15 protein-coding genes and 1 pseudogene are annotated in these 21206 nt (G+C 64.7%); 8 read left to right on the forward strand and 8 right to left on the reverse strand.

The window, feature by feature from the left end; translation table 11 throughout:
- The first annotated feature begins 38 nt into the window (after window positions 1-38).
- Window positions 39-877, forward strand: a protein-coding gene (locus tag ACFQZ6_RS15400; protein ID WP_381608921.1) for an IS5 family transposase whose coding sequence is annotated in 2 segments (ribosomal slippage) — window positions 39-356 and window positions 359-877 — 837 coding nt in all. Because the reading frame shifts where the segments join, the coding sequence is not laid out codon by codon here.
- Here ACFQZ6_RS15400 and ACFQZ6_RS15405 read toward each other — a convergent pair.
- The gene (locus ACFQZ6_RS15405; protein ID WP_381608924.1) at window positions 848-1609 is read right to left on the reverse strand and encodes an SMI1/KNR4 family protein; all 762 of its coding nucleotides are present in this window, start codon (window positions 1607-1609) and stop codon (window positions 848-850) included. The two genes, ACFQZ6_RS15400 and ACFQZ6_RS15405, sit on opposite strands and share 30 nt — an antisense overlap.
- 413 nt (window positions 1610-2022) lie before the next feature.
- Window positions 2023-2336: pseudogene (locus ACFQZ6_RS15410) on the reverse strand (transposase); the annotation flags it as partial.
- Window positions 2337-2800: 464 nt separating this feature from the next.
- Here ACFQZ6_RS15410 and ACFQZ6_RS15415 point away from each other — a divergent pair.
- On the forward strand, window positions 2801-6265 hold the full coding sequence (locus ACFQZ6_RS15415; protein WP_381608927.1) for a type ISP restriction/modification enzyme: 3465 nt from the start codon (window positions 2801-2803) through the stop codon (window positions 6263-6265).
- 317 nt (window positions 6266-6582) lie between these two features.
- Complete coding sequence (locus ACFQZ6_RS15420) at window positions 6583-6765, forward strand: hypothetical protein (RefSeq protein ID WP_381608930.1); 183 nt, start codon at window positions 6583-6585, stop codon at window positions 6763-6765.
- 472 nt (window positions 6766-7237) lie between these two features.
- On the opposite strand, the gene haaN is transcribed toward ACFQZ6_RS15420, so the two are convergent.
- The 4 genes from haaN to haaT all read right to left on the reverse strand — a co-directional run bounded on the left by haaN (window position 7238) and on the right by haaT (window position 12072).
- Entirely contained in the window at window positions 7238-7717 is a 480-nt protein-coding gene (haaN, locus tag ACFQZ6_RS15425) for a cyclophane-containing RiPP N-acetyltransferase HaaN (protein WP_381608933.1), read from the reverse strand.
- A gap of 32 nt (window positions 7718-7749) precedes the next feature.
- Window positions 7750-8961: a radical SAM protein gene (locus ACFQZ6_RS15430; protein ID WP_381608934.1), complete on the reverse strand. Its 1212-nt coding sequence runs from the start codon at window positions 8959-8961 to the stop codon at window positions 7750-7752.
- A gap of 13 nt (window positions 8962-8974) precedes the next feature.
- Entirely contained in the window at window positions 8975-9178 is a 204-nt protein-coding gene (gene haaA, locus ACFQZ6_RS15435; RefSeq protein ID WP_381608936.1) for a HaaA family cyclophane-containing RiPP peptide, read from the reverse strand.
- 128 nt (window positions 9179-9306) lie between these two features.
- Window positions 9307-12072: a cyclophane-containing RiPP biosynthesis TPR protein HaaT gene (gene haaT / locus ACFQZ6_RS15440; RefSeq protein ID WP_381608939.1), complete on the reverse strand. Its 2766-nt coding sequence runs from the start codon at window positions 12070-12072 to the stop codon at window positions 9307-9309.
- 381 nt (window positions 12073-12453) lie between these two features.
- On the opposite strand from haaT, the gene ACFQZ6_RS15445 reads away from it, so the two are divergent.
- A complete protein-coding gene (locus ACFQZ6_RS15445; RefSeq protein ID WP_381608942.1) occupies window positions 12454-13893 on the forward strand; it encodes a DNA phosphorothioation-associated putative methyltransferase in 1440 nt (479 codons plus the stop codon).
- On the opposite strand, the gene dndA is transcribed toward ACFQZ6_RS15445, so the two are convergent.
- Complete coding sequence (gene dndA, locus ACFQZ6_RS15450; RefSeq protein WP_381608945.1) at window positions 13894-15036, reverse strand: cysteine desulfurase DndA; 1143 nt, start codon at window positions 15034-15036, stop codon at window positions 13894-13896.
- 68 nt (window positions 15037-15104) lie between these two features.
- Between dndA and dndB the strand changes: the two genes are divergently transcribed.
- Genes dndB through dndE form a run of 4 tightly spaced genes read left to right on the forward strand, consistent with a single transcriptional unit; the run spans window position 15105 to window position 20076 of the window.
- Entirely contained in the window at window positions 15105-16235 is a 1131-nt protein-coding gene (dndB, locus tag ACFQZ6_RS15455; RefSeq protein ID WP_381608948.1) for a DNA sulfur modification protein DndB, read from the forward strand.
- Window positions 16232-17722 carry a DNA phosphorothioation system sulfurtransferase DndC gene (gene dndC, locus ACFQZ6_RS15460; protein ID WP_381608951.1) on the forward strand — a complete coding sequence of 497 codons (1491 nt, stop codon included), beginning with the start codon at window positions 16232-16234 and terminating at the stop codon, window positions 17720-17722. Before dndB ends, dndC begins: the two co-directional genes overlap by 4 nt.
- Window positions 17709-19706 carry a DNA sulfur modification protein DndD gene (gene dndD / locus ACFQZ6_RS15465; RefSeq protein ID WP_381608954.1) on the forward strand — a complete coding sequence of 666 codons (1998 nt, stop codon included), beginning with the start codon at window positions 17709-17711 and terminating at the stop codon, window positions 19704-19706. Before dndC ends, dndD begins: the two co-directional genes overlap by 14 nt.
- On the forward strand, window positions 19696-20076 hold the full coding sequence (gene dndE / locus ACFQZ6_RS15470) for a DNA sulfur modification protein DndE (RefSeq protein ID WP_381608957.1): 381 nt from the start codon (window positions 19696-19698) through the stop codon (window positions 20074-20076). Before dndD ends, dndE begins: the two co-directional genes overlap by 11 nt.
- A 588-nt stretch (window positions 20077-20664) precedes the next feature.
- Here the strand turns inward: dndE and ACFQZ6_RS15475 are convergent.
- Window positions 20665-21162, reverse strand: coding sequence for a DNA phosphorothioation-associated protein 4 (locus tag ACFQZ6_RS15475; RefSeq protein ID WP_381608960.1), 498 nt, complete (start codon window positions 21160-21162; stop codon window positions 20665-20667).
- Window positions 21163-21206 lie beyond the last annotated feature (44 nt).

Genomic DNA, 21206 nt, shown 5'->3' on the forward strand with positions numbered 1-21206 from the left:
GGCAGTGACCAGTACTACGGTTCCGCCGTTCGTGACGTGTGGGGAACCGGCCGTGGACCGTGGACGATGACTTGTGGGCGCTGATCGAGCCTCTGCTGCCGCCTTGGCCAGAGAAGGCGCCTGGTCCGAAGCCGGTGGACGACCGGCTATGTCTGCAGGGCATCTTGTACGTGCTCTACAACGACGTCAGCTGGCAACTGCTGCCGGTGGAGTTGGGGTTCGGCTCCGGCCAGACCTGCTGGCGTCGACTGTGCCGTTGGCACATGGCCGGTGTCTTCGACCAGTTGCACCGTCTCTTGCTAGCGGAGCTGCACGCGGCCGACGCCCTGGACTGGACGCGGACCTGCGTGGATGCCTCCCACATCCGCGCGAAAAAGGGGGCGAGGCCACCGGCCGGTCACCGGTCGACCGCGGGAAGACGGGCAGTAAACATCACCTGATCTGCGACGGTAACGGCACCCCGTTCAAGGTCGTCACCACCGCGGCCAACGTCAACGACGTCACCCAGATCCTGGCCCTGGTCGACGGCATCCCACCCGTGGCCGGCAAGCCGGGCCGTCCGCGCAGGCGCCCCGACGCCCTTCTGGGCGACAAGGGCTACGACAGCAACCCCAACCGGCGTGAGTTACGCAGGCGGCGCATCTTGCCGGTGATCTCCTGTAAGGGCTCCCCAAACATCAAGGGCCTGGGCAAGCTCCGCTACGTCGTCGAGCAGACCTTCTCGCTCCTGCACCACTTCAAGCGCCTGGCCGTCCGCTGGGAAAGACGCCTTGACATGCACGACGCCCTCGTCTCACTTGCCTGCGGCCTCATTTGCTGGAGACGTCTCAAGAAGGCCCGCAGCAGATTAGAAGGGCGGCGGCTCGGAGCTGAGTGACTCGGTGTATCCCAGGGACCACCGTCCAGGAACGATCTCGCAGATCGCATCCAAATCGGCGCGTGTCCGGCCCCGGACGTGAAGCCAACTGAGGACGCCCAGGCCGTCTTGGCGCAGCAGCTTGCCGGGGGCAGAGAACCAACGCACGGGAAACTCTTCCGGACCGGTCCACATCGGGTAGTCCGGCAGTTGGATCCGCTGAAAGTGTTCGGGCACCGCATCAAGCAGGTCTGCCGGGAGCTCGCAGGCGTTGTACAGCCGTCCCCCGCCGCCGAACAGCGCCTCACTCAGTACGAGCTCGACGAAGGCCACGGATACCTGGCCCATGAACGGCACCCAGCCGTGCCGCGCCTGGACGAGCACTGGGGGATCGTCTTGGTCAAGGTCGGTAAGGCGCACGCCCCAGAAGGCGCAGCCCTGGTTCTCGCTGCGGAATACCAGGACACCACCGCACTCGTCATGCACGAACATCTCGTGAGGCGGCAGCAGGGGGTCCTGGTTGGCGACCAGGTCGGTCCGGGCTCCGGCGAGCGTATAGAGCTCGTGCAGCGCAGTCGGCAGCGAGCAGCCGAGAACCGCCTCCGCCTGCGCCAGTTCCGCCCCGGGCGTGCCGTCGCCCTCGGTCAACGGATCACCCCAAGCACCAGCAAAACTGCGGATGAATGCCCAGGCCCGCTCCCGATCGGAAAGCCCGCCGTCCAGAGCCTCGGCCACGTCGAAGCTGCCACTCATGCCACGCAAGGTATCGGAAGCCTGAGCCGCAGCACCAAGAAGCCATCGGGCCACCCATGGGAGAGCGACGCTCCAAGATCGTGTTACGAGCTCTTAGGGCGCACGATGTCTGCCCAAGGGGTGGCCTTGCGCAGGCTATCCACTGCCTCCAAGGCCGCGTCGTGTTTCGCCGGGTAGCTGAGGACCTGCTGCGCGGCGATTTCCTCCATGACGATCTAAGGAGCCGCGACCCGCTCCACCTTCGCGGCCCGGATCGCGCGGAGCATGTCGGCGGCGGGACTCCGCAGCGACGTCGACTTGAGGATGTTCGTGTCCAGAATGATCAAGGCGGGTGGCTCCGTCTACCTCGAATCCGAGTCATACAGCCACACTCTCTCAACTTCTGATCACTGAGTGGAGGTGCATTCCAGTTCCAACGCTCTGACATGGCTGGAGTCGACAACTGCCCTCAACCAGTCGAGGCGGGTGGGGGTGGCGGCATCCTGCTCGGCCAGTAGCACCTCATGCAGCTGCTGCAGACCCCGGCCTCGTTCCAGTCCCTCAGCCGTCGCCAGCACGCCACACCGAACCCGAAGCCGAGCTCCTGGGGAAGGTGTTCCCACTGGCCGCCGGTGTGCAGCACGAACAGGATCCCGCACAGCATCTGCCGGTCCGGGACCGGCTTGCGACCCGGGTACCTGAACCGCCTCGCCCACTCCCGCAGGAGCGGCACAATCCGCTCACACAGGCCATCGACATCCCGCCCAGGGGAGGGCTTACGTCCGATAGCTACCCAGAGACATTCGCTCCGCCGCAGGTGAGAACGTCCCACATGCGTGAGCGATGCGTGAGCGGACGGTGTGGGACTAGCCGTCACAGACTGGTACACCCCCGTGACGTGTGGCGCTGATCAGGCAGAACAGCACCACACGGCAGGGCCAGTCCCCCCCGGCAAGGATCCAATCCCACTCCTAAAGCGGGTGTCGCAGGTTCGAATCCTGCCGGGCACAAACAAATCGCTGTTCAGAGGCCCTTCCGCCAGATCACGGAGGGGCCTCTACGCTTCCGGAACCAGCGCAGTGCAGGGAGAAGGGGGCGCTGTCGCAGGCCGGTGGGTGTACGCAGCCTTGAGACCCTCTCGACGTTCGGTGATGTCACGCTTACCGTGTGTTGAGTTGGATACCGGCAGTGTGCTGGCCTCTGGGGGGCGGGATGCAGCGCAGGGACGGGTTTCGGGGAATCATCAGCGAGTTCGGCGCAGCCTGCAAGCAGGCATTGCTGCACGGGCAGAAGGAAGCGGGGATCCGCCGCGCCGTGGAGACACTTCTCGTCGACGCGGCGAACGTGTTAGGGCTACAAGCCGTCCTGCATGCCGAGGTAGCGGTCGCCACACACCGAATCCGCCCCGACCTGGCTGTGCGGATCGGGAAGCTATCTCGCAACATCGTCGGCTACGTCGAGCTGAAGAGCCCGGACAAAAGCGTGATTCATCCTGGCGGGCTGAACCAACGTGATCGACGGCAGTGGGAGGGAATGGCGAAGCTCCCCAACTTGATCTACACCAACGGCCAGACCTGGATCATGTATCGCTCAGGGCGGCAATACGGCGACGCCATCCATCTCGACGGCGATCTGCGTACTGCCGGCGCCCGTCTGCGGCTACCGGTGGCCAGCGAAGCCGCCTTCGTATCAATGCTGACAGCGTTCTTCAGTTGGCAGCCGCATGCACTGACATCGATGCGGGAAGTTGTCGCTCAGGTAGCCCCGCTGTGCACACTCCTGCGCGATGCCGTCCATGACCGGCTCGACGCCGAGGCCAGTCTCCCACGCCACCAGCGTCCCTTCACTGACTTGGCCTCCACTCTCGAAGTCGATCTCTTTCCCACCACCGATGACCGGGACAAACGCGCGGCCTTCGCCGACCGGTATGCCCAATCCGTCACCTTCGCGCTCCTGCTCGCCAGCTCGGACACCGCCGATGGCCATGACAGGTCACTGGCCAAGATGAGCCTGCATGAGGTCGGCCGTCGGCTGGGAGCGGAGCATTCCGTCATGGGGCGCGCTCTGCAGATCCTCACCGATCAGGTCGAGGGAGAGTTTCGCGACAGCCTCGACATGCTCGTGCGCGTCATCGACGCCATCGACTGGCAGAGCGCCCTGGCCAGCGAACCCAGCTTCCACATTCACCTCTACGAACACTTCCTGCAGGAGTACGACCCCGACCTCCGCAAGGACTCCGGCACCTATTACACCCCAGCGCCGCTGATGGAGGAGATGGTCCGCCTTGTCGACGAAGTGCTGATCACCACGCTGGGTTGCCAAGACGGTTTCGCCGACCCCGGTGTGTCCATCATCGACCCGGCCATGGGCACCGGCACCTTCCTCACCGGCATCATCGATCTCGTCGCCCACAAACAGTCCGAGGGCGGCAATTACGGCTTCCGCGCCGAATCCGTCCAGGAACTCGCAGGCCGTCTGATCGGCTTCGAAAAGCAGATGGGCGCTTTCGCCGTTGCACAGATGCGCGTCGGGCAGATGCTGCGCCGGCTCAATACCCGGGTCCGGCTGCGTGACATGCGACTGCACCTAGCCGACACGCTCGCTGACCCCTGGCGGCCCAGCGAACTCTTTGATCGATACGGTGCCTTGTGGGGCCCTTTACGGGATAACGCCGAAGCTGCCAGCACCATCCAGCGCAATGAACGCATCACCGTGGTCATTGGCAACCCTCCCCACCGCGAACAGGCAGAAGGCCAGGGTGGATGGATCGAGAAGGGTTCCCCAGGCCGCGGCGCCCCGCCCTTGGACGCGTTCCGGCTGCGCGGTGCGGCAGGCGTGTACGAGAACAAGCTAAAGAGCCTGTGCACCTACTTTTGGCGCTGGGCCACCCACAAAGTTTTCGACCAGCACGATGACCACCGACATGGTGTCGTCTGCTTCGTCAGCACCGGTGGATTCATCCGCGGCGCGGGCTTCCAAGGTATGCGCTCCTACCTGCGGCGTAACTGCACCGAGGGCTGGGTTATCGACCTCACACCCGAGACCAAAAGGCCACCGGTCAACAGCCGCTTCTTCCCTGGAGTTCAGCAGGAGTTGGCCATCGCCATCTTCGTCCGCCGAAAAGGCCAGCCACAGGACGAACTGGCCCCCATCCACTACGCAGCCGTCTATGGCACCCGCCGGAACAAGGAAGAGCAACTGCACAACTTACACATCAATGGTCCCGGCTGGCGCACGTCACGATGTGCGGAGGCTGTGCCCTTCACACCCGCCTCCCAGAGTGGGTGGGACACCTTCCCCGCCCTCACCGACCTCCTTCCCTGGCATAAACCCGGCATCAAACCCAACCGGAACTGGGTCATCAGCCCCTCGAAAGCGCTCCTCCGACGACGTTGGAACCGCCTCATCCAAGAACGCAACCCCTCCACGAAGCAGGAACTGTTCAAAGAAACCCGCGACCGCACCCTGGACAAGGAAGCCGTCCAGATCCCCGGTCATCCCCACCCGCCGACACTCCTCCGAGTTGAGCAGGGCCCCTGTCCCGCTCCAATACGCATCGCCCGCAGAGCCTTTGATCGCCAGTGGCTCATACCCGACGGCCGTGTCATCGACTTCTCCCGCCCCGAGCTGTGGCAGGCCGACATTGACGGCCAGGTCTTTGTCGTCGAACAGCACACTCAACGCCTACAAACCGGCCCAGCGCTACTCTTCACCGCCCTCATCCCCGACAATGACTACTTCAAGGGAAACGGCGGCCGTGTGCTGCCACTCATGCACGCCGACCGCACCCCCAACATCACTCCAGGGCTGTTACACCACCTCGCCAACTCCTACGGGCTCCAGGACGTACTCCCCGAGGACCTGATCGCCTACATCGCTGCCGTCACCGCCCACCCGGCCTTCACCAAGCGCTATGCAGACGACCTCAACTCACTCGGCGTACGCCTTCCCTTGACCGCCGCCAGTGGCCTCTGGCATGAGGCTGTCAGCCTGGGACACCACATTCTGTGGGCCTCCACCTTCGGCACAAGAAGCATCAGCCCAGATGACGGCCGCCCCGCAGGCACATCCAGCTGGTGGCGACGCCTGCATCCCGAGATCACGTACGCCCAAGAAGTCGCGCCTGATGCGCTCCCTTCCACGATCACCTACGACTCCGAAAGCAAGCAACTGATCATCGAGGGGGGCGTCTTCACTGGCGTCACGCCGCGCATGCGCAACTACACCACCGGCGGGCGCAACGTACTCGACAGCTGGCTCGCCTACCGCAGCAACCGCACTGCTGGCAAGGTGACCAGCGAACTCGACCGCGAGCGCCCCGAGCACTGGGAGCACGAGTGGAGTCGAGAACTCGTGGAGATGCTCGCCGTGCTCAGTCACCTAACTGCCCTGGAGCCGCAGCAGGCGGACTTACTCGAGCGCATCGTGGCCGCACCCCTGATCGATGTGGCTGAGCTGAATCGACGCCGTATCCTCCCAATACCCGAGCGCGCCAAGAACGCTCGCACCGACCCGGACCACGCGTTTCTACCCGGCCTGGAAACAGTCGACGGTCAACCGCCTGGCCCTGTCGAACCCCTAACGCCCCCGGCCGACTCCCTCGGTGTCGCAACACCCGGGCGGCGCTCACCAGTGCCGCCCGGCGCCCGTGCTCGACGGCACCGCGGTCGGACATGATCAGCACGGATGGCAACCAGTTCCCAATTGGTGATACGCCCTGTCCCACTCTCTTGCCGACGACCTCGCTGGTCGCTGACCGCTTGTCGGGAAGAAGCCAGCCAGAACGGATTCAGCACACATGAGGCCGGGAAACCCCGCGAACACGTGAGAGCTACCGAGGGGTGTTTTCCCAGGCCAGGCACCACGCAGTCGACGTTTTCGCAGGTCACAGCCCCGCCCGGAGAAAACTCGTCGAGCGGGACTCCATCGCGTACCTCACTCTGGAGCGGACCGGCGAAGACGCTGGGGGAGAACCTCGGTTCCGGCTGGGAGCCGTGGGTTACGGACCGGCCGGCGCCGATCTCGCCGAGCGGATCTGCGCGCAGATCCGCGCCTGGAGCCCGGCCCGGACCGCGGAACCCGTGGTCACGGCCTACCCCGCGGACACACCGGAGAGCGACCTCGCCGACGGAGCCGTCATCGACCGGCCCTCGGCGCGGCTCGTCATCAGCTACTGATCCCAACGCAGGCGAGCGCGGCCTTGACGGGTGAGGCCGCGCCCGTCGAAGCGAGAGCAGAGCGATACTGCAGCGCGGTGGTCAGCCCTGAGCGAGGTTCGCCTCACAGGTGGTGCACCTTCGCACGGCCCGCCGCTTCCGATTGCCCGCGGTGGCCGTCGCCGGAGAAGCACTGCTCAACCGCTCCCAGAGCACGGGCGGAGGATTCGGGATCCATCCCCAGCGCGGCGGCTGTACGTCGTCCTCGCTCATGTGGTCACACCATCCGGGCCGGTGCGCGATCTGCGCCGGGGAGATCAGGATCGTGTCCTCCGAGTGAGTGCGCCACTCCCTCTTCACGAACGTACTCACCGAACGCGGGGCAGCCGACGCCGACGCGGACGTGCCCGGCAGACATTCGCATCCGAGCCCGATGACGACCTTGCTGCCGCACTCGTCGCAGCGCTCTACTTCCACTCGCCTCGTACCACCCTCACGCGGTGCCGGATTCGACCCGGTAGACGATCTTCCCGTCGAACTCGGCGAACCCGAGTGACTTGTAGAAGGCCCGTGCCCCTGGGTTGTCCCTGTCGGTCATCCACTCCACACGGCTGCACCCGGTCCGCGCGCCGGCGATGGCGCGGAGTTCGTCCATGAGACGGGCACCAACGCCCTGCCGCCGGAGCGTGTCACGGACGTACAGCTCCTTGAGGAACAGGGAGTGCGAGGAACCGGCGGCCGGCCAGAGGAACGAGTAGGCGGCGAGCCCGACGACATCCCCGGTCTCGTCCTCGACGAGCAGCGCGGAGGCCAGCGACGGCGAGCCGAACAGCGCCTCCTCGACCTGGGTGCGGCGTTCCTCCAGTGGCTGGATATCCGTGTCAGCCGCGCCGTAGAACCGCTCGATCTCCTCGATCAGCTCGGCCACGGCCGGGACGTCCCGCTTCTCCGCAGGGCGGATCGTCACGGTCATCGGCGCCTCCTGTCGTTCCTCGGTAGCTTCGGTCACTGCTGCACTCGCTCCAACGCGTCATGCCCCATGGCGGTACGGCACACGCGCCTACGGCGACGAGACGGCCTGCGCGTGAGGGTTCCAGCCGTGTCGCCGCAGGGAGCCCTGGACGTGTCGGATGAGGTACTCCAGGTCCGCGCAGTAGACGGACGGGTTCCGGTAACCCTGGGCGGCACTGAAGCGGTGCGGCAGGTAGCCACCGCCGCACACGTCCACGAGCGGGCAGGCGCGGCACTGCTCGGCGAGCGCGTTCTTGCCCTGCTGCCGGTGCAGCAGCTTCGGATCAGAGCCTCGTCGAAGGAGTGGCGAAGGACGTCGAGCCCGAGCCAGGAGGCGCCCTCCTCGACCGACCGCAGGGTGTCCACAGCCTCGACGGAGCCGTCGGACTCGATCACGACGCTCGTCGGCGGAGCCAGTCCGAGCGTCTCCACCGAACCGCGCACGCCGGAGCTGAGGGCCACAATGTCCTCCAGCATCCGGACGCTGTGCCGGTAATCGGACCGGGCGAGCCAGGCGTCGTACACCCGGCTCATCCACAGCCCGTACTCGGGCACGCTCGGGTCGGCCCGGAGCGGCGGGTCGTCGTGGGTCGCGTGCGGCAGGCCGAAGTCGGTCACGGGCGGTTCGAACGCAGCCAGGTAGTCGTGGACCTCCACGGGGTCGTTGGCCAGGTCCACGACGGCGAGCAGTCCCGCGAACAGGCGCGGCCGCGACCGCAGGAGTTCGATGCCGCGGACGGCGGAGTCGGCGCTCGACCGCCCGGCGTGGGTCAGCCGGTGCCGGTCATTCGCACGCGGCGGTCCGTCGAGGCTGACGCCGACCGCGACCTCGTACCGTTCGAAGAGGTCCAGCCAGGCGTCGGACAGAAGAGTCCCGTTGGTCTGGAGCCCGAAGAGGACACGGGTTCCGGTCGGCGCGGCGTCCCGGACGGCCTCCAGCAGATCGGCCATGTGCCCGACGCCGACGAGAAGCGGCTCGCCGCCGTGCAGTACGACGTGGACGGTCCGAAGACGGTGCGCGGCGGCGTGTTCACCGATCCGCCGGGCCGCAGCCCGGGCCACAGCGAGGTCCATTCGGGCGGGCAGGCGCCGCGCTGTCTGGTCCCTGGAGTTGAAGACGAAGCAGTAGTCGCAGTCGATGTTGCAGCGGTTGGCGACCTTGAGGATGAACGTCCTGAAGGGAACGGGGCCTTCGGGTTCTGTCATCGAGCGGACACGCTCACAGCGGCCAGGGCCAGATGAGCGAGGCCGCGTGGGCACCGTCACCGACCCGAGCCGTTGCGCTCTCCTCGGCCTCGAGCCGCTGCCGGACGCGGGCGGCCACGCGGTCCAGGACCGCGGTGCCGGCCACCGTCGGCTCCGCGAACGCCGGGTCGACGCACGTGATGGTGCGTGGCTCAGTGACGGACGTGGGTGCCGGCATTCAACGCTCCTCGTGAGGTACGTGCCGGGCCGGCACGGTGCGATGGGGTTGAAGCGACAGATCAGCCGGAAACGTAGCATCCTCAACAGCAAGCCATGGACAGGGAATTCAGCCACATGGGCACGACGTCAACCAGACCGCGGCGCCAGCAGTCGTTCGATGTCGTCCACGGCCGCGCGCACCCCCAAGCGCCGGTACACGGTCACGGCTGCTCGCAGCGAGGCCACACCGTGGCCGGGCCCGTCGACCGTCCACTCGCAGCGGCCGATGCCCTCCAGCGATCGCGCCTCTTCCAGCGGGCAGCGGATGTCCCGCGCGAGCGCGAGCGCCTGGTCGAAGTGCCGACGGCCGGCCGCCGGGTCACCCGAGGTGAGCAGCAGCGTCCCCCTGTGGTTCAGCAGCTCGGCCTCGCCGCACCGGTCACCAAGCCCCCGCAGGATGGCCACACCGCGTTCGAACGCCTCGATCGCACCATCGTGCTCACCGACGATGCCGCGCGCCACGCCCAGCTCACTCAACGAGGCGGCCTCACCCCCACGGCTGCCGAGCTCGCGGTAGGCGTCCAGGGCCTCCTCCAGCAGCCGGATCGCCTCCGTCGCGTTCCCGGACACGCGCTCCACGACGCCAAGGTGGCGGACGCTGTTCGCGCGGCCGAACCGTTCACCGAGCTCGGTGAAATACGCCAGGGCCTGGCTGTGCGCCGTCCGCGCTCCCTCGACGTCCCCGGTGAGCCGTCGGACGACGCCCGACTCGTTCAGCGCGTAAGCCTGGTGCACACGGTCGTCCAGCTCCAGGTAGATGTCGAACGCGTCCTGGTGATGCCGGGCGGCCAGGTCGTACGCCCCCGTGAGGCAGTGCACGACGCCGAGGTCCCGCAGGGAATTCGCCTCCCCGTACCGGTCACCGAGCTCCCGGTAGATCGCCAGGGCCTCGCTCTGCGCCTCCACCGCGGCGTCGAACCGGCTCATCTGCCGGTGTGTCATGCCGAGATCCGCGAGCGCGTTCGCCTGCCCGAGCCGGTACCCCAGCTCGCGGTAAAGCGCGAGGGCCTCGGTCTGGGCGCGGGCCGCGTCCTCGTTGTCCGCGGTCAGGTACCAGACGATGCCGAGCTGGTTCAGAGCGTCCGCCTTGCCGCGCCGGTCGTCGACCGCCTCGTACGCCGCCACGGCGTCGTTGAGGGCCTCGATCGCCTGCGGGTAGGCGGCCATGAAGCGGCGTACGACACCGAGCTCGGCGAGGGCATCGCCCAGCGCCCGCTGGTCGCCGGTGTGCCGGGCGGCCTCGGCGGCGGTCCGATGGAGCCCGACGGCCTGGTCCCAAGGGCCGGCCTGGCGCAGGAAGGGTGCCATGGCGGCGGCGAGCCGGACCACGAGGTCGTACAGGGCGAGACCGTTCGCCCGCCGGACGCAGGCGAGGATGTTGGCCCGCTCGGTCTCCAGCCAGCTCAGGACGTCCGCCCGCGATTCCAGGGCCGGGGTCTCCACCCCCGACGCGCCGTCCGGCGCTGTCGGCATCATGGCCCCGCTGCGCACGATGTGCCCGTTCGCGACGGCGAGAGCGGCCAGATAATAGGTGCACACACGTTCAACGGCCCGTACGTGGTCCATGCTGTCCCCCTCGGCGGCGAGACCGCGAGCGTAGTCGCGTAAGAGATCGTGCAGCCGATATCGGCTCCCCGGGTGCTCGTCGATCAGGTGGTCGTCGTAGAGCGCTTCGAGGTGCCGACGGGCCATCGCGACCGAGACCTCGCCCAGGGCCGCACCCACGTGCGCGTCGAGGTCGGTACCCGGGAAGAAGCCGAGCCGCTGGAAGAAGCGCTGCCGCTCCGGAGCGAGATCCCGGTAGGAGAGGTCGAACGTCGCCGTGACGGCTCGCTCCCCGGCCCGCAGCTCTCCCAGCCGATCCCGTGCCGCCACCAGCCGCCCACGCAGGTCCTCGGCGGACCACGACGGATGATGCCGCAGCCGTGCCGCGAGAAGCGACACCCCCAGCGGCAGACACCCGCACAGCCGCACCAACTCGCCCACCACACCCCGGTCGAGCGCATCGGCCGACCGCCCACTCAGCCGCACGAAGAGGTCGACAGCGTGATCCGGCGGCAGCGCGTCCACCGACATGACCACCTCCTCGTTCGCCACCAGCCGCTTCCGGCTGGTCACCAGCACCAGGCATCCACTCCCACCGGGGAGCAGCGGCTCCAGCTGCCGATAGCTGGCCGCGTTGTCGAGAATCAGCAGTGCCTTCTTGTCGGCGAGCCTGCTCCGCCACATGGCGGCCCGGGCCTCCGTGACCGCTCCGACGTCGTCGCCGACGGGTATCTGCGGGGTCGGCACGCCGACGGCAGCGAGAAGCGAGGCGAGTGCCTCGCCGGCCTGTACCGGCGTGCGCCCCGGCGTGTGCCCGTTGAGGTTCACGAAGAGCTGCCCGTCGGGGAACCGCTCGGAGAGCAGGTGGCCGGCGTGTACGGCGAAGGTGGTCTTCCCGGCGCCGGGCATCCCGTCGATCACGTGAACGGGCAGCGGCTCGCCACGCTCCTGCGAGGCCCGCACCGAACCCACCAGCTGCTCCAGCTCCGTGGCACGGTCGGTGAACGCGGCGGTGTCGCGCGGCAACGAACGCAGCACCTGGGCGGCCCCCGGCCCCGCTCCATCGTCCGCTCGCATCGGCGGGAGGGGATCCCGCGTCTCGGAGAGCCCGGCGAGCAGGGCCGTCAGCCCCGCCATCGTCACGCCCAGCACGACGAACGAGAACCAGGCGTGCTCCTGTAACCAACCCAGCCAGCCGGGCCACCGCGACTCATCGGACACGGCGTTCGTGACGAGCCCCACCAAGAGGGTGGTCACAGCGCCGCCTGCGGCTACGACGGCGATCGCGATACCGCGCCGGAGTCTCATGCGAAGTCCCCAGCGATCGGGGGAGCGGCCGATTCCGTCCCGGTGCAGGTGACGAGACACCGCGCACTGACAACCGACCTGGCCACGAAGGCAACCCCCGAGTCCGACGCCCCGACTCCCCAAGCGGAACAGCGCTGATGGACCTTGGTCAAGAGCGCCTCTGCGCCATCCACGCTGATAATGAAGAGATTGGCCTCTCAGGCTATCTGTTCTCCTGACAGACGCCTCTTCACGTTGAGCAGGCTCTGCTGATTGCTTGCCATCGCCCACCGGCGTCGGTGGCCCGGGACACTCATTTGTGCGAGTACCTTCCGAAGCCGTCGTGCTATGCGGTCGGTCTGACTACGCTGCCTACCGGCAGGAGAGATGCAGCGAGGCTTGATGCGACAGACCTGGAAGAGTGATCGGCGTCGCACGGCTATCAGCCGTGCCAACTTGTCCGTCCCGGCGCGACAGGCGCTCGCTGACAGGCAGCTCACCCAAGACCGAACGATTCTCGACTATGGCTGTGGCCGGGGCGATGACGTCCGAGCTTTGGAGCGGCTTGATTGCAGGATCGTCGGCTGGGACCCGTACTACCGGCCAGAGGCACGAGTCGAGCCATCGTCGGTCGTCCTCCTTACATACGTCCTGAATGTGATTGAGGACCCGGCGGAACGCCGAACGACACTTGAGCAGGCTTGGGAGCTCGCGACAACGATCCTGATCGTGTCGGCCCGTCTCACCTGGGAGAAGTCCAAGGTCAAGGGCGAGGCGTTCAGCGACGGATTGCGCACCAGTCGGCAGACCTTCCAGCACCTCTATGGCTCGAGCGAGTTGCGCTCCTACGTTGAGGACGTCACTGGTGCTCGAGTCGTCTCAGCAGCCCCGGGCATTGTCTATGCGTTCAAGGACGACGCCGCGCGCCTCAGCTACCTCGCCCAGCGCATTGTTCCGGATGCCGAGTGGCTCTCTTCCGAAGACACGGCATCAGCGATTACAGCGATCGTGGACTACGTGGAGCGGCGGGGTCGGCTACCCAGGATCGATGAGATGCCGCGCACGACAGCCGAGCTCCTCGCCCACTTCAAACCGAATGAGCTCAAGCGACTCGTCCGCGACTCCGCTGACCAGGAGAAGGTCGCAGAAGGAGCGAAACGTTCGACTCTGAACACACTTCTGTACCTGGCCGTGGAGCTCTTCAACGGCCGCGGCCCCTTCAGTAGCCTCCCGATCAGTGTGCAGCTCGACGTACGCGCCTTCTTCACGTCCTACAAGGAGGCTTGTAAGCGCTCGGATCGGATGCTCCTCAAGCTCCGTGACGATGGTTACGTACGAGGGGCGATGAACGCTTCGCAGGTCGGAAAACTGACACCAACGGCGCTGTACGTCCACCGACGCGCGGTCGACCATATGCCCACGGTGCTGCGGCTTTACGAGCACTGCGCGTCGATCGCTGCTGGACGCCCGCAGGAATGGACAGTGGTCAAGTTGAAGCACCAGGGCCGCGCCGCGTCGTGGCTGGACTACCCGGACTTCGATACAGACCCCCACCCGCGTATCCGGTCCTCATACATGGTGGATCTGCAGTCGCTAGAGACTTCCCACATGTCGTACGCGAAGTCGACCAACCGGCCACTACTGCACCGCAAGCACGAGTTTCTGCCCTCAGACGACCCCGACGTACCTATGTATAAGCGACTGACCGATTCAGAGGTGAGAGCCGGACTCTACGAGCGCCCCCACCTCATCGGGACGGAGAACGGTTGGGAGGCTGAACTCGTCAGGTGTGGCCGGCAACTGCGGGGCCACCGCTTGATCCGGCGGGATGCCTCCCAGTGATCATGCCTGTAGCCTCGTGATTGCCTTAACCAGCTCGTCGACGTCTAGGTCTTCCGCCTGCTCAGGGAACCACGAGAGCCGGAGACCGTTGCGAGCCACGTTGCGCGGCAGCCCCATGGCAGCAAGCACATGGCTCGGCGTGTAGGAAGCGCTCGTGCAGGCGGAGCCCGTGGCCACGGCCACCTGTTCCTTCAAGCCCACAATGAGTGCCTCAGCGCTCACACCTTCGAAGTACAGGTTGAGGATGTGAGGCACAGTGTGCTCTTGGTCGCCGTTGATGCGGAACTGAGTCTTCTGCAGCCCGTCAAGTAGCCGTTGGCGGACCTGAAGCGCGCGCTTGTTCCACGCCTTGTGCTCAGAGTGGAAGATCTTCGCAGCCTCGGCGAGTCCCATGACGAGCGGTACAGGGAGGGTGCCAGGGCGAAGCTTCCACTCTTGCCCTCCACCGAACATGATCGGCTCGAGCGGGATGGCTTCGAACTCTCTCAGCCGCACAACGAGGGCACCTACCCCCTTCGGAGCACCGACCTTGTGCCCGCTGATGCTGATCATGTCGATGGGTGCCTTCAGGTCCTCAGGCACCTTCCCGTACCCCTGAGCGGCATCAACGTGTAGGTACGTCTGTGTCTTCCGGAGCATGTGCGCGAGTTCGGTGACTGGTTGAATCACGCCAGTCTCGTTGTTCACGTGCATGAGGGAGACGAGCAGCGTGTCGGGGCGCACCCTCTCCATCACCGCATCGGCCCTCAGCCGGCCTGATGACCCTGGGCTGAGGAACTCGACCTCGAAGCCCCGGGATGCAAGGTGCTCCAACGGTTCGATGACAGCCTTGTGCTCGATCGCGGACGTGATGATGTGACGTCGGCCACTCTTCTCGCCGTAAGGGGCAAGCCCTAGCAGGGCGATGTTGTTGCTCTCTGTAGCGCCGCTCGTGAAGATCAGTTCGGATGCCTCCGCGTCAACGGTGCTGGCGAGGTACTCGCGTGCCTGCTGTACCGCCTTCCTGGCGCGGGTTCCGTAGTCGTGAGTGCGGCTACCTGCGTTGCCGAAGTCCTCGGTCATCCAGTGCATGACGACGTCCGCCACGCGAGGGTCCACCCGAGTCGTTGCTGCTGCATCCAGATACGTAACCACGGACCTCACCCTACTTTTGAACGTAACTTTGGCACCCTGCGCACGTCATTTCGCTTCCGTACGATAGCGTTCCGCGTGTGGACTCTCACACATCGACGAAGACTGCTGACGAGACGACGTCTGCTGGTTTCGACTACGTCTTTCCGGCCATCCGCGGCGTCCAAGCCGGGCGCGAGTTCTACGTCTCGATGTGCCCCCTGCGACTGATCCCGCGCATCTTCCTGTTCGACGACGTCGAGCTCCCTGCCGAGTTGCGGGCTCAGCGTGTGCTGAACAAGGGGCGACTGCCGGCGCTGACGCGCTACCTGCTCGACAATCCGGACGACTATGTCTTCAGTGCGCTTACTGCGTCAGTTGATGGCGAAATGCGCTTTGAAGGCATAACGGACAGTGGGTTGGGGATGCGTGCCGGACAGATCCGCATCCCGATGTCAGCTCGCTTCCTCATCAACGATGGCCAGCATCGCCGTGCTGCGATCGAGCAGGCGCTACGGGAGAACCCCGACCTCGGGCACGAGACCATCGCTGTGGTTTTCTTCCACGATGCCGGGCTGAAGAGATGTCAGCAGATGTTCGCGGACTTGAACAGACACGCTGTTCGTCCAGCTCGGTCCATCGGTGTCCTCTACGACCACCGCGACGACTTGGCTAACATCACTCGCCTCCTCGCGATGAGTTCTCCCGTGTTCAGGGGCCACATCGAGATGGAGAGCAGCAACCTCTCCAAGCGCTCGCGGAAGCTCTTCACGCTGAGCGCCCTGCACTCCGGCACCCGGTGCCTTCTGCAAGGGCTGAAGGTCGAGAGGGACAAGGCCGCTGCTCTCGCTCAGGCATACTGGGAAGCTGTCGATGCACAGATCCCCGACTGGGCGCTCGTACGCCAGCGCGTTCTGTCCGCACCTGACGTGCGCCGCGACTACATTCACAGCCACGGCATCGCCCTGCACGCCCTCGGACGCCTAGGAAACAGCTTGCTCCACGAATCGACGAGCCCGTCGAGGTGGCGTGCACGACTGAAACGCCTAAGCGCAGTGGACTGGTCACGGAACAACCCGGCCTGGGAAGGCCGGGCCATGTCCGCCGGCCGTGTACAGAAGAGCCAGCAGCACCTCGCGCTCACAGTCAATTATCTGCGCCGCCACATCGGCCTTGAGCTGACGCCAGAAGAACAGGAGCTCGAGGACGCCTACTTGCGAGGAGACGTATGAGCACGCCGACGCGTCGGAAGCCCTTCGAGGGACGTAGCCTCTCGGAGGTCGTCGCCGAGCTCACTGAGGAGATCCGCGAGCTCTATACGGCCGACGAAGTCCCCTGGGTGGTCGGGTACAGCGGTGGAAAGGACTCCACCGCGGTGCTACAGCTGGTGTGGCTCGCCCTCCAAGGGCTACCCGCCGAGAGGCGTACGAAGCCGGTGCACGTCATCAGTACGGACACCTTGGTGGAGAACCCCATTGTCGCGAGCTGGGTCACCCAGTCACTCGAGACGATGCGCACAGCCGCCGAGTCTCAGGGCCTCCCCATCGAACCTCATCGACTCACTCCGGAAGTCAAGGACACGTTCTGGGTCGGGTTGATCGGCCGCGGTTATCCGGCTCCTCGCCCGAAGTTCCGCTGGTGCACCGAACGTCTCAAGATCAGGCCATCCAACAGCTTCATTCGACGCGTCGTTCGGCGGCATGGCGAAGCGATTCTGGTGCTTGGCATCCGCAAGGCTGAGAGCCAAGCACGGGCGAAGGCCATGGCCAAGCAGGAGAAACGGCGCGTCCGCGATCGGCTCTCCCCTAACGGCAACCTGCCCAACTCACTCGTCTACAGCCCTATTGAGGACTGGAGCAATGACGAGGTCTGGATGTTCCTCATGCAGGAGGCCAATGCTTGGGGCGTCGATAACGAGGACCTCCTCACGATGTACCAGGGCGCCTCCAGCGATGGCGAGTGTCCGCTGGTGGTCGACGACAGTACACCGTCCTGCGGCGACAGCCGCTTCGGGTGCTGGACGTGCACGCTTGTCGAGAAGGACAAGTCGATGGCTGCAATGATCCAGAACGATGAAGAAAAGCTCTGGATGCGTCCGCTGTTGAAGCTCCGGAACGAGTTGGACATTGCTGATGACCGTCACTTGCGGGACTTCCGGAAGATGAACGGCACCATCCAGCTGTTCAACGACCGGAATGTTCCGGGACCATACACGCAGGAAGCGCGTGAGGAGTGGCTGCGCAAGCTACTCCGGGCACAGACGTACATCCGAAGGAACCCCAAGGTCCCGGAGCACGTACGCAGCATCGAGCTCATCACCATGGAGGAGCTTCACGAGATCCGGCGGATCTGGGTCTTTGAAAAGCATGAGGTCGAAGATTCACTTCCTCGCATCTACAAGGAAGAGACCCAGGAAGAGTTTCCTGGACGCCCCCTGGACGAGCACCTCGCCATTGGCGCTGAGGAAATCAACCTTCTCCGGGAAGTCTGCGAGGGTGACGAGCTCCACTTCTCCACCGTGCGCGAACTCCTGGGGGTCGAGCGCCGCTTCCGCACCATGACCCGTCGCTCGGACCTCTTCGAAGCGTTGGAGTCCGCCATCGAGAAGGGCTTCTACGAAAACGAAGAAGATGCCGTCGAGTTCGCACGACGCCGACACAACCGTCGTGACAGCCCCCTCTTCTCTATTGACGAAGCGAGCACCGATGCTTCTGCGTAGCCTCACCCTCCAAGACTTTGGCGCCTACCGGGGGTCACATACTCTTGACCTTACGACGTCGCCCGAGAAGCCGATCGTTCTCATCGGTGGGCTGAACGGCTGCGGCAAGACAACGCTGCTCGACGCCATCCAACTAGTGCTCTATGGCGCTCGAGCCCGATGCAGCGGACGAGGTAACAGGCCGTACGAGGCTTACCTCCGAGAAAGTATCAACCGCAAGGCCGATCCCGCCAAGGGTGCCAGCATTGCCCTTGAGTTCACGATCACGGTTGATAATGAGGAACGCCTTTACAAACTGCACCGCAGCTGGAAGACCAGCGGCAAGACTCTTAACGAGTTCACCACGGTACTGATCGACGGAAAGGTTGATCCAGTCGCTGGCCAGAACTGGGCTGACTACGTTGAGGACCTACTCCCACTGGAAGTCGCTTCGCTGTTCTTCTTCGATGGCGAGAAGATCGAGTCACTGGCGGATCCGGAGCGTGCCGCGACCGTGATTGAATCTGCGGTCCAGTCACTCCTCGGCGTGAATACTATCGAGCAATTGCGCTCGGACCTTCTCGGGCTTCAGCGACGACACAGGCTCACAAATGAAGATCAGAAGGTTATCGACCGTATTCATGAGCTGCAAGAAGAGTTGGATCAAGCTGTCCAGCAAATCGACGACGCCAAACAGCTAGAGGGCGCCAAGCGCAACGCTCTTGATAAAGCGCAGAAGGATCTTGTTGCGGCTAACCACGCCTTCGAGAAGGAAGGGGGCGAACTATTCCAGCAGCGGACGGCACTCGACAACGAAAGCAAGGCCGTTGCAAAGCAGCTTGCTCAGGCCGAGGAGGCGCTCCGTCACGACATTGCCGCGGGCGCTCTCCCGCTCCTCCTTGTTCGTCCTCAGATCGAGGAAATCCGTGAGCAGACCCTGAGAGAGAAGGAAGCGGCTGAAGCTAAGCAGGTTGTCGACGCTCTGGAGAAGCGAGACACGTGGTTCCAGGAACTTCTCTCTGAATTCCTGTCGGAAGAGACGAGGAATTCTGTCCTCAAGAAGCTCGCAGAAGATCGAGAGCGTCGACGAGAAAGTTCTGTCACACCACAGATCCTCGGCGTGTCCGAGAAGACGTTCAATCAACTGACTGCCCTGGACAGCGTGCTGGAACATGAGCGGCAGCGGGCCCAAGCTGCTCTCGCACAGGCGCAGGAACTTCGCCAGCGCCAGGAAACGCTAGATCGAATGCTCGGGGCTGTCCCACAAGAAGATGCCATTGCCAAGCGTCTTGCCGATAGGGACAGGGCTGTTCGAAAAGTCGCTCTACTCGAGGCTGAGCTCAATGCGGCATCTGAGCACTTGGTCGCGATTCAAAGGCACCACGAGAACCTGAAGTCGGAGCTCGAGCACGCCCTTAAGGGGCGACTGCGCAGCATCGAGAAGGCTGAACGATCAGCACGGATCATTGCTTATTCTGATCGCTACCGCGACACTCTGGATAAATTTAAGAAGGCCGTTCTGCAGCACCATATTAATCGATTGGAAGTTGCCGTTCTCGACAGCTTCAATCGGCTGATGCGTAAGAGTGGTCTCGTGAGGGATCTCCGAATCAACACAGCGGACAAGTTCCGCCTCACGCTCGTTGATTCCGAAGGAGAGGAACTGGACCCCAGCCGCCTTAGCGCCGGCGAGCGGCAGCTCCTCGCGATCTCCCTCCTGTGGGGCCTGGCTCGCGTGGCCGGCAACTGGCTGCCCAGCGTCATCGACACCCCGCTGGGACGCTTGGACAGCAAGCATCGCGAACATCTCGTGGAGCGGTACTTCCCTCAGGCAAGCCATCAGGTCCTGCTTCTTTCGACCGACGAGGAGATCGACGAACCGCTCCTCAAGAAGCTAAGGCCCGCCATCGCTCACATGTACACGCTTGAGCACGACGAAACGACTTTCACCACGTCGGTGGCAGGGGGTTACTGGTGGACGGGAGGAACCGCGCATGTCGCTTGACACCATTCGGCTGTCCCAGCAGTCCAAGGACCAGCTTGTGCGGCTGAAGCGGACTACCGGGATCAGGAACTGGAACATCCTGTGCCGCTGGGCGCTCGTCATGTCCCTGCAAGATCCCTCAACTCCACTCGTGAAGGAAGTCGCCAGCGACTCCAACGTGGAGATGGACTGGAGGACCTTCGCCGGTACCACGTACGGCGACATCTACCTCGCACTTCTCAAGCAACGGTGTGCCGCGGACGGCGAAGATCCCTCAGAGGAAGCCTTGTCCCGGACGCTGCACGTCCACCTCCAGCGTGGCGTTGGTTATCTCGCAGGTCGCAAGGACCTGCGCAACATCCAAGACCTGGTGGGGGAAGCGCTCGCCTGAGCATCCCATCACCTTGTGGGGTGATCATCCACTGTCAGGGTGATCACCCCACACTGGCTATTCCTTGACGTTCTCCTCCCGCTCGCTCATACCCCATGCGAAGCCGATGTCCAGCCCCTTGCCAGTGCCGTACCTGAGGTGGCCACCACGCTGAGTCCGTGGAGCGTCACTCCGGTTGGACCTCCTGAAGCGAGCCCATGAGCCGAAGATCACGCCGGCGCTCGTTGTGCCCGCCGCGGTTGCCAGGACGACCGTCGGACTGTGCTGACCGCTCACGAGCAGCCCAGCAGGTGGAGCCGCGGCGATGATCAGGGCAGCCAGGTAGGCGATCAGGTCATGGCTGGACACAGGACGCAAATCACGCCGTTCAGCGGATCGGGCAGTTCTCACTCCGGGGCTGCGCCCCGTACTCTCGGTGTTGATTGTTCCTCCATTAGCCGGTGGATCGATCATTCCGGCGGCTCCCTGTTGGCCCAGGGAGCCGCCGATCCCTCCGAGCGCCAGCACAACGAGACAGATCTCGTTAAGCTGGCACCGCCGTGTGCTCGTACGGGACGAGTGGTCCTGTACGGCAGTCTCAGCTCCTACTCACGACCAGTCGGGGCGTGAGAGGATCTTGCGGATGTCGGCAGGCACCTTGCTCGCCTTGTCCCGGTTGGCCTCGGACGCGTCTCTTACCAGGTCAATCAGAGCATCGGCAGCGGTGGCCCTGGTCGTGTTCAGCTCGCCCCGGATCACTGCGAGCCCGCCGTTGGCGTACTCCTCAAAGATCCGGAGGCGGTCAGATGCCCGTGCATCACTGAGGATCTCAGGGTTGCCAGGCTCGGCCATTACAGCCAGCCCTTCTATGAACGCCTCTACAGTGGGCATCTTCCTGAAGACCTCGAACCTGATGGGTTCGGCGAACTCCTTCAATTCGACACGGCTGTTCCGGGACCACCCGAGTGCTGCAGCAAAAACCAGGACCTCAGCCCGGGTTCCAAAGAGACCTTCGCCTTCCGGGGGGACAAGCAATTGAAGGATGAGCTCTTCTTTGTCTTTCGGCCTGCGAACGCGCAGCTCACCCGGAAGGACTTCTGTCGTCACGCCTCGACCTCCGTCAATACGGCTCCGTTGAAGGAGGAGCCGAC

This window comes from Streptomyces flavalbus (genome assembly GCF_042674625.1).
GTDB lineage: Bacteria > Actinomycetota > Actinomycetes > Streptomycetales > Streptomycetaceae > Streptomyces > Streptomyces flavalbus.

What these genes read in the sequence shown, in the direction of transcription:
- ACFQZ6_RS15405 (WP_381608924.1), bottom strand. Translation starts at nt 1,609, where the DNA reads ATGAGTGGCAGCTTCGACGTGGCCGAGGCTCTGGACGGCGGGCTTTCC.
- ACFQZ6_RS15415 (WP_381608927.1), top strand. Translation starts at nt 2,801, where the DNA reads ATGCAGCGCAGGGACGGGTTTCGGGGAATCATCAGCGAGTTCGGCGCA.
- haaN (WP_381608933.1), bottom strand. Translation starts at nt 7,717, where the DNA reads ATGACCGTGACGATCCGCCCTGCGGAGAAGCGGGACGTCCCGGCCGTG.
- ACFQZ6_RS15430 (WP_381608934.1), bottom strand. Translation starts at nt 8,961, where the DNA reads ATGACAGAACCCGAAGGCCCCGTTCCCTTCAGGACGTTCATCCTCAAG.
- haaA (WP_381608936.1), bottom strand. Translation starts at nt 9,178, where the DNA reads ATGCCGGCACCCACGTCCGTCACTGAGCCACGCACCATCACGTGCGTC.
- haaT (WP_381608939.1), bottom strand. Translation starts at nt 12,072, where the DNA reads ATGAGACTCCGGCGCGGTATCGCGATCGCCGTCGTAGCCGCAGGCGGC.
- ACFQZ6_RS15445 (WP_381608942.1), top strand. Translation starts at nt 12,454, where the DNA reads ATGCGACAGACCTGGAAGAGTGATCGGCGTCGCACGGCTATCAGCCGT.
- dndC (WP_381608951.1), top strand. Translation starts at nt 16,232, where the DNA reads ATGAGCACGCCGACGCGTCGGAAGCCCTTCGAGGGACGTAGCCTCTCG.
- dndD (WP_381608954.1), top strand. Translation starts at nt 17,709, where the DNA reads ATGCTTCTGCGTAGCCTCACCCTCCAAGACTTTGGCGCCTACCGGGGG.
- dndE (WP_381608957.1), top strand. Translation starts at nt 19,696, where the DNA reads ATGTCGCTTGACACCATTCGGCTGTCCCAGCAGTCCAAGGACCAGCTT.